The 15,140-nt window shown below is 46.9% G+C and carries 12 protein-coding genes; 9 read left to right on the top strand and 3 right to left on the bottom strand.

The annotated features are described in order from the left end of the window. Window positions 1–9: 9 nt before the first annotated feature. A complete protein-coding gene (locus tag TW81_RS03740) occupies window positions 10–888 on the top strand; it encodes a LysR family transcriptional regulator (RefSeq protein ID WP_045954388.1) in 879 nt (292 codons plus the stop codon). A gap of 203 nt (window positions 889–1,091) precedes the next feature. Here the strand turns inward: TW81_RS03740 and TW81_RS03735 are convergent, their stop codons facing one another. Further along, window positions 1,092–1,664 (bottom strand): aldolase/citrate lyase/malate synthase family protein, encoded by a 573-nt coding sequence (locus TW81_RS03735; RefSeq protein WP_045954387.1) that lies wholly within the window; start codon window positions 1,662–1,664, stop codon window positions 1,092–1,094. Window positions 1,665–2,285: 621 nt separating this feature from the next. Here TW81_RS03735 and pdhA point away from each other — a divergent pair. Genes pdhA through TW81_RS03720 form a run of 3 tightly spaced genes read left to right on the top strand, consistent with a single transcriptional unit; the run spans window position 2,286 to window position 5,510 of the window. Further along, window positions 2,286–3,392: a pyruvate dehydrogenase (acetyl-transferring) E1 component subunit alpha gene (pdhA, locus tag TW81_RS03730; protein ID WP_045954386.1), complete on the top strand. Its 1,107-nt coding sequence runs from the start codon at window positions 2,286–2,288 to the stop codon at window positions 3,390–3,392. After that, entirely contained in the window at window positions 3,385–4,368 is a 984-nt protein-coding gene (locus TW81_RS03725; RefSeq protein WP_045954385.1) for an alpha-ketoacid dehydrogenase subunit beta, read from the top strand. The genes pdhA and TW81_RS03725 overlap by 8 nt, the downstream gene beginning before the upstream one ends. Beyond that, entirely contained in the window at window positions 4,365–5,510 is a 1,146-nt protein-coding gene (locus TW81_RS03720; RefSeq protein WP_045954384.1) for a dihydrolipoamide acetyltransferase family protein, read from the top strand. The genes TW81_RS03725 and TW81_RS03720 overlap by 4 nt, the downstream gene beginning before the upstream one ends. A 73-nt stretch (window positions 5,511–5,583) precedes the next feature. Here TW81_RS03720 and TW81_RS03715 read toward each other — a convergent pair whose 3' ends face one another. Together TW81_RS03715 and TW81_RS03710 are read right to left on the bottom strand one after the other, a co-directional pair. Beyond that, on the bottom strand, window positions 5,584–6,540 hold the full coding sequence (locus TW81_RS03715) for an electron transfer flavoprotein subunit alpha/FixB family protein (RefSeq protein ID WP_045954383.1): 957 nt from the start codon (window positions 6,538–6,540) through the stop codon (window positions 5,584–5,586). Between the two features lie 10 nt (window positions 6,541–6,550). After that, entirely contained in the window at window positions 6,551–7,303 is a 753-nt protein-coding gene (locus TW81_RS03710; RefSeq protein ID WP_045954382.1) for an electron transfer flavoprotein subunit beta/FixA family protein, read from the bottom strand. A 104-nt stretch (window positions 7,304–7,407) separates the two neighbouring features. Here TW81_RS03710 and TW81_RS03705 point away from each other — a divergent pair, with 104 nt between their 5' ends. The 5 genes from TW81_RS03705 (at window position 7,408) to TW81_RS03685 (ending at window position 14,948) form a co-directional block, all read left to right on the top strand. After that, window positions 7,408–9,066, top strand: a complete 1,659-nt coding sequence (locus tag TW81_RS03705; protein WP_045954381.1) for an electron transfer flavoprotein-ubiquinone oxidoreductase — start codon at window positions 7,408–7,410, stop codon at window positions 9,064–9,066. A 294-nt stretch (window positions 9,067–9,360) separates the two neighbouring features. Beyond that, window positions 9,361–10,593: an L-lactate MFS transporter gene (locus tag TW81_RS03700; protein ID WP_045954380.1), complete on the top strand. Its 1,233-nt coding sequence runs from the start codon at window positions 9,361–9,363 to the stop codon at window positions 10,591–10,593. Window positions 10,594–10,655: 62 nt separating this feature from the next. After that, a complete protein-coding gene (locus TW81_RS03695; RefSeq protein ID WP_045954379.1) occupies window positions 10,656–12,275 on the top strand; it encodes a VRR-NUC domain-containing protein in 1,620 nt (539 codons plus the stop codon). 87 nt (window positions 12,276–12,362) lie between these two features. After that, complete coding sequence (locus TW81_RS03690) at window positions 12,363–14,720, top strand: fatty acid cis/trans isomerase (protein ID WP_045954378.1); 2,358 nt, start codon at window positions 12,363–12,365, stop codon at window positions 14,718–14,720. 39 nt (window positions 14,721–14,759) lie between these two features. Then, window positions 14,760–14,948, top strand: a complete 189-nt coding sequence (locus TW81_RS03685; protein WP_006879632.1) for a hypothetical protein — start codon at window positions 14,760–14,762, stop codon at window positions 14,946–14,948. Window positions 14,949–15,140: the final 192 nt, after the last annotated feature.

Raw genomic sequence — 15,140 nt, 5'->3', positions numbered from 1 at the left:
GTGCATGGAATGGATATTGTTGATTTACGCACATTCTGCCAGTTAGCGGTGGATGGTAACTATCGAGTAGCTTCAGAGCACTTACACATCACTCAGTCAGCTTTAACTAAGAAGATTCAGCGCCTTGAAGCTTTTTGTGGAGTGGTTTTATTTGAGAGAGGAAGACAAGGGGCCAGTCTAACTGCGGCAGGCGTAGCTCTTTTACCTGAAGCGCAACGAATTGTATCGAGTTTTGAATCTTATAAATCTCTAACTCAACGAGTCGCCAAGGGAATGGCAGGAACTCTCAATATAGGCTTTGGTATATCTTCCTACCATCTTGCACCAGATTACATAGCTAAGTTTAAAAAACACTACCCAGAGATCCACATTACACTTAACGATATACCATCTCAAAAGCAGTCAGAATTCTTACTTCAGGGAGATCTTCATCTCAGTTTTAGTCGACTACCAACTGTAGCTCCGCTGAAGGGCATGAAGCTCTGTACAGATCAATTAGTGCTTGCGATACATAGAAGCCAAATCATAGACAAAAACAAATTATGGTCTTCGTTAGATTCAATCGATTATTTACAGCTTAACCCTGAGCGAGGTAAGGGGCTAAGCCAACAAATAAAAATGCTATTGGAGGAGCATGAGAAAAAACTGAATGTAGTTCAGGAGGCCGATGATATTCAAACATTGTTGGCACTCGTATCAGCAAATTTGGGCTTCACTATTGTTCCTGCAAGTGTAAAGCATATTGCGAATGAGCATGTCGCTTTTTGGGAACTGTCAGGGGTAAATAGCTCATGGGATGTTGGCCTAATTTGGAATGAGCAGTTAGAGAGCTTTGCAAAAGATAATTTCATACAATTTGTTGAGAAGATGCAAATTGAACGTAGTTGATTCTATAGGTGAATGGCCACCGAACTCGTAGACTGTAGTAACCTAGATTTTCCCCTACCTCAGTTTATCTGAACTGTATGACCTAGAGTTCCAACTCTAAGCCATTTTTGTCCAAAAGTGAGCTACAGGGCATCCGTTTCCAACACACTAAAACCCCGCTAACTAGCGGGGCTCAGAATATTTGGCAATTCGTATTTTTGTGATTACAACGCGAAGCTAAAACCCAAGTTGTAGTCATCGTCATTTTTAGCGGTGAACTCTTTATCTTCACTACAGGCGATAGAATGGCCTTGTGCATCGCTGCGAATTAGGCTCAACCAGTGGCGAACGCCTGATGCATGGCATTTCTCTGTTTGGCTGAATGTGGTGCAGGTTTCTAATTGAATATCTTCAATCTCAACCAGTTCTAGGTTTCCGGTGCCTTTGCGTTTGCCTATGGTTACTTCTACATGGGTGCCGCTCTCATCGCGAAATAGAATCGCTTGTGGCGCACATTTTTCACCTGCGTAAGCGACAAAATGCTTGGCTCTTTTTAGCCCAACATGCTCGCCGTTTTTAAAGTAAGCTTGCACGTGGCGGTAGTCAATTTCATAACTAACCACATCTTCATGCGAGCCACGCTCGAGGGGGAATAGCGTATCAAGCAGTTGTTTTGCCATCTTCTGTTTCTCTAACTGTTCATCCACTTTTACCATTTCCACAGCAAAGACAGCTTCAGCGATAAAGGTAGAGTGGTTTTTATGTATTTCAGTTTTATCGATTGTCAGCATGTTCATAGTCTTTCCCTCTGAGGCATTGGCGTCTTGTTAGAGTCTATTTCCTAAACGCTTGTTTAAATTTGTTGGCGAGTTGTGCTTTGTATGACAGTTAGATTAATCAATTTTTAACAACAATTTCACAAAAGAAATTTAACAATGTGAATTTTACAAAACAGTTCTGTCAAAAAACTCTGCTCGTTTTCCTGTTTATAAGGCAAAAAATGCGGCAATCGCAGGCTTTTTTCTCTCAAACCAATATTCTGGTAACAATTACACCAAAAGTATGAATCACTAATCCTTAACAAGTTGAACGCTAAAATCTGGTGCTTTTCTCCACCACTTCACCAAGTGTAAGGTTTGCTTTACTTGGCTAGATGCGATTAGCTGAGCGAATTTTAACATTTTGGTTACACTTACCTTTAAGGATGAAAGTTGAAATGGTGCTCTGATTAAAGGTGAATTTGTAGTGAAAAACTGCAACACCGAAGTAAACCACAGTAGGTTGTTTTAGCTTTCAATAACAAGATGTATGAAATTTAAATATCTATCTTGGCTTATAAAGATCGAAACATGGTCATTGAGTCATAAGAGGTTGATCTAAGGTGCGATCCACCGCAGGCCAACAAGAAGGAGATAGTAATGAATGTTCAGACACTCCCCATGCTGCGCTTTATTGACCATAGCGGTGAGCCGGTCAATCAACTTCCGGCGTGGGCAGACTTACCCACTTTGACCCACTTTTATAAAGACATGCTGCTTACCCGCACTTACGACAATAAAGCGGTCGCCTTGCAACGGACAGGCAAACTGGGCACCTATCCTTCTCATCTCGGTGCTGAAGCCTTTGGTATAGCTATCGGCCATGCGATGCATCCGCGCGATGTGTTTGTCCCCTATTACCGTGACATGCCAGCAATGTGGGTGCGCGGGATCCCGATGGAAAAGAACCTTCAATATTGGGGCGGTGATGAGCGAGGCAGCGATTTTCATGTCATGCTAAATGATGGCACAGAGCCTGAACATTGTCGCGACCTACCGTTTTGTGTACCCATCGCAACTCAGTGTACCCACGCAGTCGGTGTCGCTGCTGCACTTAAAATAGAAAACCATCACCACGCCGCTTTAGTCACCTGTGGTGATGGCGCAACCTCTAAAGGTGACTTTCTCGAAAGCATCAATTGTGCTGGCGCTTGGAACTTACCACTGGTGTTTGTCATCAACAATAACCAGTGGGCGATATCGGTGCCGCGCGCTCTGCAATCGTCGGCAGAGTTCTTATCAGACAAAGCGAAAGGCGCAGGTATTCATGGCATCACTGTCGATGGAAATGACGTGGTTGCTGTCCACGACACTGTCCTTGCCGCGCTCGACCGAGCAAGAAAAGGCAAAGGGCCAACACTGATAGAAGCAGTTAGTTACCGCCTCAGCGACCATACTACCGCCGATGATGCCAGCCGCTATCGTAGTGACGACGAACTGCAGCAAGCATGGCAATTTGAACCTGTTAAACGCCTCAAAACCTATTTGATCAACCAAGGGGCTTGGAGTGACGCCGAGGAAGAAGCTTGGCTACTCGATTGTAAAAAACAGGTCGAACTCGCCGTTGAGCACTACGTTAACCTGCCTCCTCAAGCCCCAGAAACGGCATTCGATTATCTGTATGAGCATGCGCCAGCCGAGTTAAATCAACAGCGAGACGCGCTCATCAACAAAGCAATGCGCATGCAAGGAGGCAAACATGGCTGAGTTGACTCTTGTCGAGGCAGTAAACCTCGCTCTGCATCATGAAATGAGCACAGACCCAAGCGTGGTGGTTTTAGGCGAAGATGTGGGTGATAACGGCGGTGTATTCCGTGCAACAGTTGGGTTGAAAGAGAAGTTTGGTCTTAGACGCGTGATTGACTCACCGCTCGCAGAAGCCTTGATCGGAGGTGTTGCAGTCGGTATGGCAAGCCAAGGTCTAAGACCCGTCGCTGAGTTCCAGTTCCAAGGTTTTGTTTTTCCCGCCATGGAACACCTAATGTGCCATGCCGCGCGAATGCGTAACCGGACTCGCGGCCGTTTAACTTGCCCAGCGGTATTTCGCGCTCCATTTGGTGGCGGTATTCATGCACCAGAGCACCATTCTGAAAGCGTAGAAGCGCTGTTTGCCCACACAGCGGGTTTCAAGGTGGTGATTCCGTCTTCGCCGCAACGCGCTTATGGATTACTACTTGCGGCCATTCGCAGCAACGATCCAGTGATGTTCTTTGAGCCAAAACGAATTTATCGCACCGTTAAATCGCAAGTGGTCGATAGTGGTGAAGCCTTACCACTCGATAGCTGTTTTACGCTCCGTAAAGGGCGTGACATAACGCTGGTGACTTGGGGAGCGTGTGTGGTTGAGGCACTTCAAGCCGCTCAGACACTTTCAACGCAAGGTATTGAAACCGAAGTAATTGATTTAGCGTCAATTAAACCCATTGATATGGACACCATCATCCGTTCGCTAGAAAGAACTGGCCGCTTATTGGTTGTCCACGAAGCGAGTCGGACTTGCGGTGTTGGCGCGGAAATCCTTGCTCGCACCGCTGAACAGGCGATGTGTTTGCTCAAAGCGCCACCGCGCCGAGTCACAGGAATGGATACCATCATGCCTTATTACCGCAATGAAGATTACTTCATGATTCAAGAGCAAGATATCGTGCTGGCGGCACGCGAACTGGTGGAGGGTTGGAAATGAAAAGCTTCTTATTACCTGACCTTGGTGAGGGCCTCGCTGAGTCTGAAATTGTCGAATGGCACGTGAATGTTGGTGATACTGTCGAGCTTGATCAAGTGGTGTTAACCGTCGAAACGGCCAAAGCCGTAGTTGAAGTTCCAGCGCCCTATTCTGGCGTGGTTATGAGCCGACACGGTGAGGCTGGCGATGTGATTAATATTGGTTCGCTACTGCTTGAGATTGAAGAACAGCCTGAACTGGTTGGCTCTCAGACGAGCCAAGCCAAACAGAAAGATGCCGCGACTGTAGTCGGCAACGTACCGCAAACCACCCATCAGGTGAATGTCGATGATTTTTGGGTTGGCAGTACCCACAATCCCTCGTCCGATGCTTTAATTACCGCACTACCATCAGCGCGACTCCTAGCAAAAAAACTCGGGGTCGAGTTAAAGACGATTGAAGGTAGCGGTCCAAATGGCATGATTACCGACAGCGATATCTATAGCGAAGCCAGTAAACAGAGCCCTGGCACTGAAGTGCTAAAAGGGGCGCGCAGGACCATGGTTTCGACCATGTCTGAATCGCATCACCAAGTTGCCGCTGTGACCATTACAGAGGAAGCAAGTTTAGCCGATTGGCAACCGAACGAAGATATCTCTGGCCGTTTAATTAAAGCCGTCGTTTACGCCTGTCAACAAGAGCCCGCGATGAACGCTTGGTTTGATGCCGAAACCATGACTCGCTGCGTACACAGTCGCGTCAATATTGGGATTGCTGTCGACAGCAGTCATGGCTTGTATGTCCCTGTGTTAAAAAATGCGGATCAACACCAAGGCGACCAAATCCGTCAATGGCTCAACCAAACTGTGGATGGCATCAGAGCAAGAAAAATTGGTCGAGAAAGCCTGCAGAATGCCACCATTACCGTGTCTAACTTTGGTGCCATCGCGGGCATTTTTGCCACTCCGGTTGTCTCTCCTCCGCAAGTGGCCATCGTCGGTGCTGGACGAATAATTGAGCGGATGGTGATGCGCAACGATATTCCCGCCGCAGTCAAAGTCATGCCACTCTCGATTACTTTTGACCACCGAGCATGTACGGGTGGCGAAGCTGCGCGCTTTAGTAAAAAATTGGTCGAACATCTACAAAAGCCAAGCGCTTAGGCTTAATCAATAACAAAGGGAGCACGCTGTGTGCTCCCTTTTCTGCGTTGTCACTCCTTTCGATATTCTACCGCTACACTGCCTCAATCAATTTAGGTAGAATTTCGAACAGGTCACCAACTAAGCCGTAATCGGCGACTTCAAATATCGCCGCGTCCGGATCGCTGTTGATCGCAACTATCACCTTGGAGTCTTTCATTCCGGCTAAATGCTGTATTGCGCCAGAAATCCCCACCGCGATATAGAGACTCGGCGCGACAATTTTGCCCGTCTGACCGACTTGGAGGTCATTGGTGACAAAACCAGCGTCAACTGCTGCTCTGGAGGCACCAATAGCACCGCCGAGCTTATCTGCTAACGTTTCAATTAGGGTAAAATTTTCTTTGCTACCAAGGCCTCGCCCGCCAGCGATCACCACATCGGCGCTGATCAAATCGGGGCGACCACAGACTTGGTTTTCTCGACTGACCAAACGCGTCCCTTGCGCATCAATCGGGCAATCTAGGGTAACAATATTGACAGGACTGCTGCCATCTAGGCTCATTTTGTCAAAAGCCGTTGAACGCACTGTGATGATTTTTAGCGCATCATCGGAACGCACTCTCGCCAAGGCGTTGCCAGCATAAATCGGACGAAGCACCGTATCAGCACTTTCAATCGCTATCACATCCGACAACATCTCAACATCAAGTAAAGCGGCAACCCTAGGTAGCAAGTCTTTGCCAAAGGTGTTAGCCGGCGCAAGAATATGGCTGTAATCACTCGCGACCTTGTTAACCACTTCGGCAAGGTTTGCGCTTAAGCCATCTTGAAGATTGGCATCATCGGCAACCAGCAGTCGCGTTAGCAAATCGCATCTTTTCAGTGACTCAACCACCGCGCTGCACTCAAAGCCCATGACTAAAGCGTCAACTTCGCCACTGACTGTCTTCTCGATCAATTGCTTTGCCGCAGATAACGTAGCAAGCGTATCTGCCGCCACCGTTTGATTGTCCTGCTGTATCAGCACCAGAACCTTGCTATCACTCATCACAACCTCCCTACTGGATGACTTTGGCTTCGTTGCGCAGTTTGTCAATCAGTTGCTCAACACTGTCGACCATCACACCCGCTTGTCGCAGTGAAGGTGCCAATACTTGCAAAACCTGCTGAGACGGTTTGAGTGCGACGCCCAAAGAAGCAGCATCAATGATGTCTAACGGCTTTTGCTTGGCCTTCATAATATTGGGCAGTGACGCGTACCTTGGCTCGTTCAATCTCAAATCCGTACTGACCACAGCAGGTAACGCGATTTGCAAGGTTTCTAAACCACCATCAATTTCTCGTGTAACCAAAGCCTGCTCACCGTTAATCTCTAGCTTGGAGGCGAAGGTGGCTTGCGGACATTTCATCAAACCCGCTAACATTTGAGCCACTTGATTGTTGTCGCTGTCTATCGACTGTTTACCCAACAACACCAGTTGAGCTTGCTCTTGTTCAGCGATGACTTTGAGTAATTTCGCCACCACCAATGGCTGACAAGTTTGATCGGTTTCAAGGTGAATCGCGCGATCTGCGCCCAGGGCTAACGCGCTCCTAAGCTGCTCCTGACATGGGGGTGACCCAATGGATACTACAACGACTTCACTTGCGTTGCCGCTCTCTTTAAGGCGTATCGCCTCCTCGACGGCAATTTCGCAAAACGGATTCATCGTCATTTTGACGTTGTTAGTCTCTACGCCCGAACCATCCGAATTAATTCTAACTTTGGCGTAAGGGTCAATAACACGCTTGATGGCAACCAAAACTTTCATAACTGGCTCCAAGAACAATGTATGTAGTTTGAGCTTAGTAAAGTTTACGTTTACGTCAACTGCAGCTACATTTAATACACAACACAGTGTGGAGGTTGGTGAAGATGGAAAGAGAAAGCATGGATTTTGATGTCGTCATTGTCGGAGCTGGGCCCGCTGGATTGTCGGCCGCATGCCAACTTGCTCTGCTCTCTAGGCAGCAGCAAACACCTCTGTCGATTTGTGTGGTCGAAAAAGGGCCGGAGGTGGGTGCGCATATACTCTCAGGTGCGGTCTTTGAAACTACTGCGCTGGATGAACTCTTCCCCAACTGGCGAGAACTGGATGCACCAGTAACGACGCCTGTCACACATGACGAATTGGTCTATCTCACCACTGACCACAACCACATCCGAATCCCCCCACTCTTGACGCCATTGGCCATGCGAAATAGCGACCAAAATTATGTCATCAGCTTGGGTAAATTGTGCCGCTGGTTAGCTCAGCAAGCAGAAACACTCGGGGTTTCCATCTTCCCCGGATTTCCGGCAAAAGAGGTCTGCTTTGATGATAACGGCGCGGTGACAGGAATCATCACCGTTGATATGGGATTGGATAAAAACGGCGAAGCAAAGGAAACCTTTCAAGCAGGGATTCAACTCAATGCCAAACAGACTATTTTTGCCGAGGGCGCGCGAGGCCATCTAGGCAAACGTCTGATTAGTCACTTTACGCTCGATAAAGAGAGCCAACCTCAACACTATGCTCTGGGTATTAAAGAAGTGTGGAAACTGCCTGACAACGACGAAAGATATCAGCCGGGTTTAGTGTTGCACTCAACAGGCTGGCCACTGAATGATTCCTATACCTCAGGTGGTGGATTTCTTTATCATCAAGACGACAACTTAATTGCAGTCGGCTTGATCACCGATCTTAATTACCGCAACCCTTACCTTAGCCCTTTTGAAGAATTTCAACGTTTAAAACACCATCCTTGCTTTGCCAAATTTCTGCGCGGTGCAGAGCGTATTTGTTACGGCGCGCGTGCGCTGGCTAAAGGTGGGCTGCTTTCATTGCCTAAGCAGCAATTTGCTGGTGGATTATTAATCGGCTGTGATGCTGGAACGCTTAACGCAGCGAAAATCAAAGGCTGTCATACGGCGATGAAGTCTGGGATGTTGGCGGCACAAGCGGCTTTTACAGCGATCAAAAGCGGCAACTCAGAGGCAGACTATCATGCTCTGTTTGTCGATTCTTGGCTGTATAAAGAGCTCGACCTAAATCGCAACTTTCCCGGCGCGATTCACAAATATGGAGCGCTCGCAGGTGGCGCTTTGTCACTGTTTGAACAGAATGTCTGGCATAGGATATCGGGCGGCGCTCTCAGCTTAGACATAGAAGATCACCACTCAGATGCAACGGAATTGCATGACTTGTCGCGCTCAACGCCGCTCATCTATCCGAAAGCAGATGGTGTACTCAGTTTCGACAAACCTTCTTCAGTCTACCTTTCTGCCACATTTCATGAAGAGAACCAGCCTTGTCACCTGTTATTAACAGACCCAGAGCTTCCCATTAATGAACACATCCCTTTGTACGATGAGCCGAGCCAGCGTTACTGCCCTGCTGGCGTTTATGAAGTGATCGAAGTTGACGGCCTACGTAAACTACAAATCAACGCAACGAACTGTTTACATTGCAAGGCGTGTGACATCAAAGACCCTTCCCAAAACATCAACTGGGTTCCACCTGAAGGTGGTGGGCCAAATTATTCGGTCATGTAGCACTGCCACGCCTTGCGAGTTTATCGCAACTCACTAGCCCTTCATCGCTGGAGGGCTGGTTACCTAACCCAGTTACATTTTTCTCGCCCCGTTACATTTAACATGTTGAAAACCAGCAGAAACATAAATTCAACAATTTTAGAAAATTATTAGATTAAGTTGAAAAAGAGATTCCAATCACATTTTATTTGGTTATAATTCGCGCCTTTGCGCCATATGTTGATAAACGCAAACTTAATTTGAGTAATTGAACTGTTAACCGATCCTCATTTTTGGGGACAAACGAGAAGAAAAATGAGCAAGATTGATAAAGCTATGCGCATCCTGCTAGCGGGATTCTGTATCAACCTCTGTCTTGGCATCTTGTATGCTTGGAGTGTATTTAACAAAGCACTAGTGACGGAGTCAGGTTGGAGCGCAGCAGAAGCATCTGCACCTTACGCGACAGCAACTATCACTTTCTCTATCTGTCTTCTTGTCGCTGGTATCTTGCAAGATCGCATGGGCCCACGTCTGATTCTTATCTTAGGTACAGTTCTAACTGGCCTTGGCATGATCGCATCGGGTTTTGTGGATTCACCGCTGATGCTAAACATCACTTTCGGTGTGGTCACAGGTGCTGGTATTGGTTTTGGTTATGCATGTCTTTCTCCTTCAGCAATGAAGTGGTTCCACGCTTCTAAGAAAGGGATGGTTAATGGCATCATCGCAGCAGGCTTTGGTCTGGCGGCAATTTACCTCGCTCCTGTGACTGCGGCGCTAATCGACAGCATGGGTATCCAAACCAGTTTCCTAGTGCTAGGTGTTGGTATCCTTGCGATTGCCGTTCCTCTTGCAGCGACAATCAGTAACCCACCAGCGGGTTACACGCCAGCAGAACCAAAAGTGAAAGCAGGTCAAGCGCCTAAGGTTGTTAAAAAGTCTGACGACCTCACTTGGAAAGCAATGCTTAAAACGCCGCAGTTCTACTCTTTGTGGATCATGTACGCGTTTGCCGCTTCTGTTGGTCTTATGATCATCGGCAACATCACGACGATTGCAAGCGTTCAGGCAAACTTGCCAAACGCGGTATACCTAGCGTCTATCTTAGCGGTATTTAACTCAAGCGGCCGTGTTGCGGCGGGTATGCTTGCTGACCGAATCGGTGGTGTACGCACTCTGCTACTTGCGTTCGTACTACAAGGCATCAACATGGTGCTGTTTGCAACCTTCAAATCTGAATTCACTTTAATCATTGGTACTGCTATTGCCGCAGTAGGTTACGGCACTCTTCTCGCTGTATTCCCAACACTGACTGCTGAATTCTATGGCCTTAAGAACTACGGTACAAACTACGGCGTACTCTACACCGCATGGGGTATCGGCGGCGCAATCGGTGCAGCAGTGGTCGGTTTCTCTATGACTCACGGCGAAGGCTATAACCTTGCATACACTATTTCTGCAGTCATGATGGCAGTGTGCGTCACACTGGCTATTATCACTAAGCCTCTTTCTGAAGCGAAAGTCGCTCAGCTAAAAGCAGCGTAATAGATTGAATTACTAGTAAAAAGGCTTAACCTTATGGTTAGCCTTTTTTGTATCTTGTTGCCATGTCTAACACCATCGAACTCGCCTCAGGCTATTATCTCGACAACTTCTTTAAGTTGACTGAACATGCTCAAACCTGGTATGCCGATTTACTCACCCCCTCAGAACATCAATGGCTGGTTGAGTTTGCTCAGCTAGATAAACAAAGCCAATGCTTGCTGGTTCGTTTTTATAGCCGTCGCGGTGAGTGGTTTCGTAGCGATAAGCTGAGTTATAGCGAGATTCCGAACATTGACCAATGTCTGAGAACATTGGCGAAGTGTGGCTTTATTTCACTCAATCCTTCCTTAACCAGTCAGCAATTGGCGACTCACCTACTCACCAAACCCGAAATTTTGTCGCTCTACCCAAATTTGGTAAAAGCGCTTAAAAAAGAGCAGTTAATTGCCTCAATACCCAGCGAAGACATCACAGACACAACAAGGCTCGGCTTTGATGTGATTCAACTCGAGTCAGCGCATATGATAGAGCTTTTTCTGACGCTATTCTTCGCCAATACCCACCAAGATTTGAGTCAGTTCGTTCTTGATGATTTGGGCTTACATCAATTTGAACGTTACCAGTTAAGTAAAGCGCGACGTTTCTTTGCAACTCGCGAGCAAATCGACCGCTTAATTGAGCTAAGCCAGATCGCGAATTTGTATTGGCAAAGTGACCGAAAAAACAAAGCGAACCTTGATACTCTGTTAGCTGCCATACCCGACCCCGTTGATCATGATTACGTAGACCGTAAACGTGAACATATGCTTAATGATATCGCCCGCGATTATGAGCGCCTGAATCACTTGGAGAGCGCACTGGCACTATTCGAACAGACCAAACTGCCACCAAGTCGAGAACGCCGTGCACGTATTTTAGACAAACTCAATGAAGACAATGCCTTGAGTGACATTGTCACGCAAATGCTCGAACAACCTGTTGACGTTTCTGAACACGAAGTAGCGCAAAAACTAATGCAACGCGTCAAGCGTAAACAAGGGCTTAAGGTGCCAAGAGCGATCAAACCCAAGTGCAAACAATATCACCTAGCGCTTAACCTTTCGCAGCAGCGCGTTGAACTCGCGACCAAAGCCCATTTTGAGAGTCTAGGATGGACGGTATTTTACTGCGAAAATGCCCTACTTAATGGCTTACTTGGGTTAGCCTTGTGGGACGCGATCTTTGCACCAATTGAAGGCGCATTTATTAACGCCTATCAGCATCGTCCACTCGATCTCTACCATGGGGATTTTACCCACAAGCGCCATTCACTCATCACTCACGCTCTTGAACGTATTGAGCAAGGTCACACCGAGCACCTCCTTGAGGTATACCAAAGCAAGTTCTCTATCAGTAACCCGTTTGTTCAATGGGCTTACCTAGATGAAACCCTGCTAACACTGGCACTGCAGAATATTCCGCATCATACGCTGGTGGCGCTGTTTAAAGTGCAGTTAAGCGATTTAAAACTGTATCGTAACGGTATGCCCGATTTGATTGCATTTAAAGATGGTCAATTTAAGTGGATTGAGGTGAAAGGCCCGGGGGATAAACTGCAAGACAACCAATGGCGCTGGATAAAAGAGTTTGAGCGGTTAAAAGTACCTATGTCTGTTGCTTATGTCGAGAACAAAAGCGTGTGAATTTAGCATCTTATATAAACTATTATTTGCCAATACGGGTTGCATCTGCTGCAATTAGTCCATTGATACGCCAAGGTAAGTTTCCAAATGAAATTACGCTCATTTTTGACAGTAGCTATGGTACTCACTTTCGCTGGGTGTGCCACCTATGCCGGACTCAATTACGACCAATTGTTCGGAGAAGCGAGTGTTCAGCAGCGCCGCACTGAACTCGGCAGCGCGGAAAGTGATTTTTTCCTGACCAGTGTTAAGCCCATCATAGATAATCGCTGCGTTGTCTGTCACGCTTGCTACGACGCCCCTTGCCAATTAAAAATGTCTTCGGTGGAAGGGATTGATCGCGGGGCGAGTAAAGATCTCATTTATCAAGGTGCTCGCCTTACGGCCTCAGAGCCACATCGATTGTTTGAAGATGCGCAAACGACTGAGGAGTGGCGCGCTTTTGGCTTCGAGCCAGTCCTCAATGAGCGAATACAAAACCCGACCGCCAACATGGAAGCCGGACTTATCGCGCGTATGCTGACCCAGAAAGAGGCACACCCTCTCCCTGCTCAAACTCAGTTAGAAGGCTTCGATTTTTCGATTGATCGTTCTCAGGTTTGCCCGACCATAGAAGAGTACGACCAATACCTTGAAGACAATCCAACTTGGGGTATGCCCTACGGTATGCCAAATCTTGCTGCCAATGAGTATACGACACTAATGAAGTGGCTGCAAAACGGGGCCAAGATGAACCAACCACTGCCTCTGACTTCGGCTCAAGCCGATCTGGTTGCTGAGTATGAAACTTTGCTCAATCACAGCCCATTAAAAAATCAGTTAGCAGGGCGTTACATCTACGAGCACTTGTTCTTATCTCATCTCTATTTTTCTGATCTTAATGAGCAGGTACCACGCTTCTTTAACCTTGTAAGATCCAGCACTCCTCCGGGACAGGCCGTGAAACGTATTGCTACCCGCCGACCTTACGATGACCCGGGTGTTGAGCGCGTTTATTACCGCCTTATTCCAGTGCAAAGCAGCATTGTCGATAAAACTCATATGCCATTTGCTCTCAATCACGAGCGGATTTCCAATTGGAAACAATGGTTTATTGATGCTGACTATAACATAGAGAAACTGCCAAGCTACCACCCTGATGTCGCAGCAAACCCAATGACAGCCTTTATTGACCTTCCAGTAAAAGCACGCTTCAAATTTATGCTCGACAATTCAAAAAATACGATCAACGCCTTTATTAAAGGGCCGGTGTGCCGCGGGCAACTTGCTCTGAACGTGATTAATGACCGTTTCTGGGTATTCTTTCTAGATCCAGATAAAGCTGACATCCCTGAGATCAATGAGTTCTACCGCTCTCAAGCAGAGAACCTAAAACTGCCCGGCGAAAAAGAGAGTAACACTCTACCACTGCATAACTGGATAGCTTACTCCAAGCAACAAGCGCGTTATTTAGATGCTAAATCGGATTTTATCAATCGCTGGTTTGAAGGTGGTAAGAACCTAACAACGGATGTTATCTGGACCGGAGACGGCACCAATAACAATGCTGCACTTACCGTATTCCGACATTTTGATAGCGCTTCTGTGGTACAGGGGTTAGTTGGCACGCCGCCTAAAACCGCGTGGGTCATTGATTACGCCTTGCTTGAGCGCATTCACTACTTACTCGTTGCGGGTTTCGATGTATACGGTAACTTTGGTCACCAGCTTGTCACGCGTATGTTTATGGACTTCTTACGTCTAGAAGGGGAAAGTAATTTCGTTGCTCTTCTACCTCGAGATATGCGACACCAAGAGCACTCAAGTTGGTATAAAGACCAGAGCGCACAGTTCAGTGAATTCTTACAACGCAACGTTAAGCCGTTCGATCAACCGAGCCAAGTACCTTATCAAACAGAGAACCCTAAAGCGGAGCTCTATGATATTTTGCAAACTCAGCTTGCGCCTGTGCTGACTAATCGCTTTAAGATTGAACAGACTGGACTAAAGCAAGAAAACGAAGTGTTGCTGCGAACTATTGATGAGATAAAAGGTGAAGGACTGATTTACTTGCCACAAATTATGATGGTGATGATCGAATCTGAAACGGGCGAGGAGCAGTTGTTTACTCTGCTGCACAACAATGCTCACACCAACATCTCCAGTTTGTTCGACGAAGAGAGCAACCGTGATCCAATCAATGACGACCTCACCTTAGTACGTGGAGTGATCGGCAGCTATCCTGCTGCGTACTTAAATCTAACTGAGTCTCAAGTGCCAAAACTAGTAGAAATGTTGAGAAATATTTCGAGTGAAGATGATTACGTTAAGTTGTTGGATACCTTTGCGATTCGCCGTAGTTCGGATAAATTCTGGCCCTTCAGTGACCGCGTTCATGCTTGGTACCAGCAGGATCAACCTATCGAATTTGGCTTACTTGACTACAATAGATTTGAGAATAGGTAGAACCGTTCAACTGCGCATGACACGCTCAGGGAGGTAACTATGGGTATCAATGACAGCATTAGAGCTTTGGAACAACAGATATATGTTGCTTGCTCAGAAGGTGATTACGACACTGTAAAAATGCTTGAGCATCAATTGGATAGCTTAAGGAACAAGGCTGAACATCCATTTGACGACGATCCATACGCTCCAGAAGGGAAACTCTTCCCAGAAGATGACTGGTACTAACGAAAACGCCCCATCGCATTCGCATGGGGCTTTCTTTCGCTCTCCCCTCAATACAAACGAATAACTGCACATTCCATTAACCGCACTTAACTAAGTGTTTTTTGTCACTACCACGTAAAATCACCCACAGGCTAAGTCGTTCAAACTTGGCCTGTTTTGTTTGCGGCGGGTAAGGCAAACCATGAAGTTAGA

It is taken from the genome of Vibrio galatheae (genome assembly GCF_000967545.1).
Classification (GTDB): domain Bacteria; phylum Pseudomonadota; class Gammaproteobacteria; order Enterobacterales; family Vibrionaceae; genus Vibrio; species Vibrio galatheae.
Note: the sequence above shows the minus strand (reverse complement) of the source record. Positions and strands in the feature narration are given on the sequence as shown.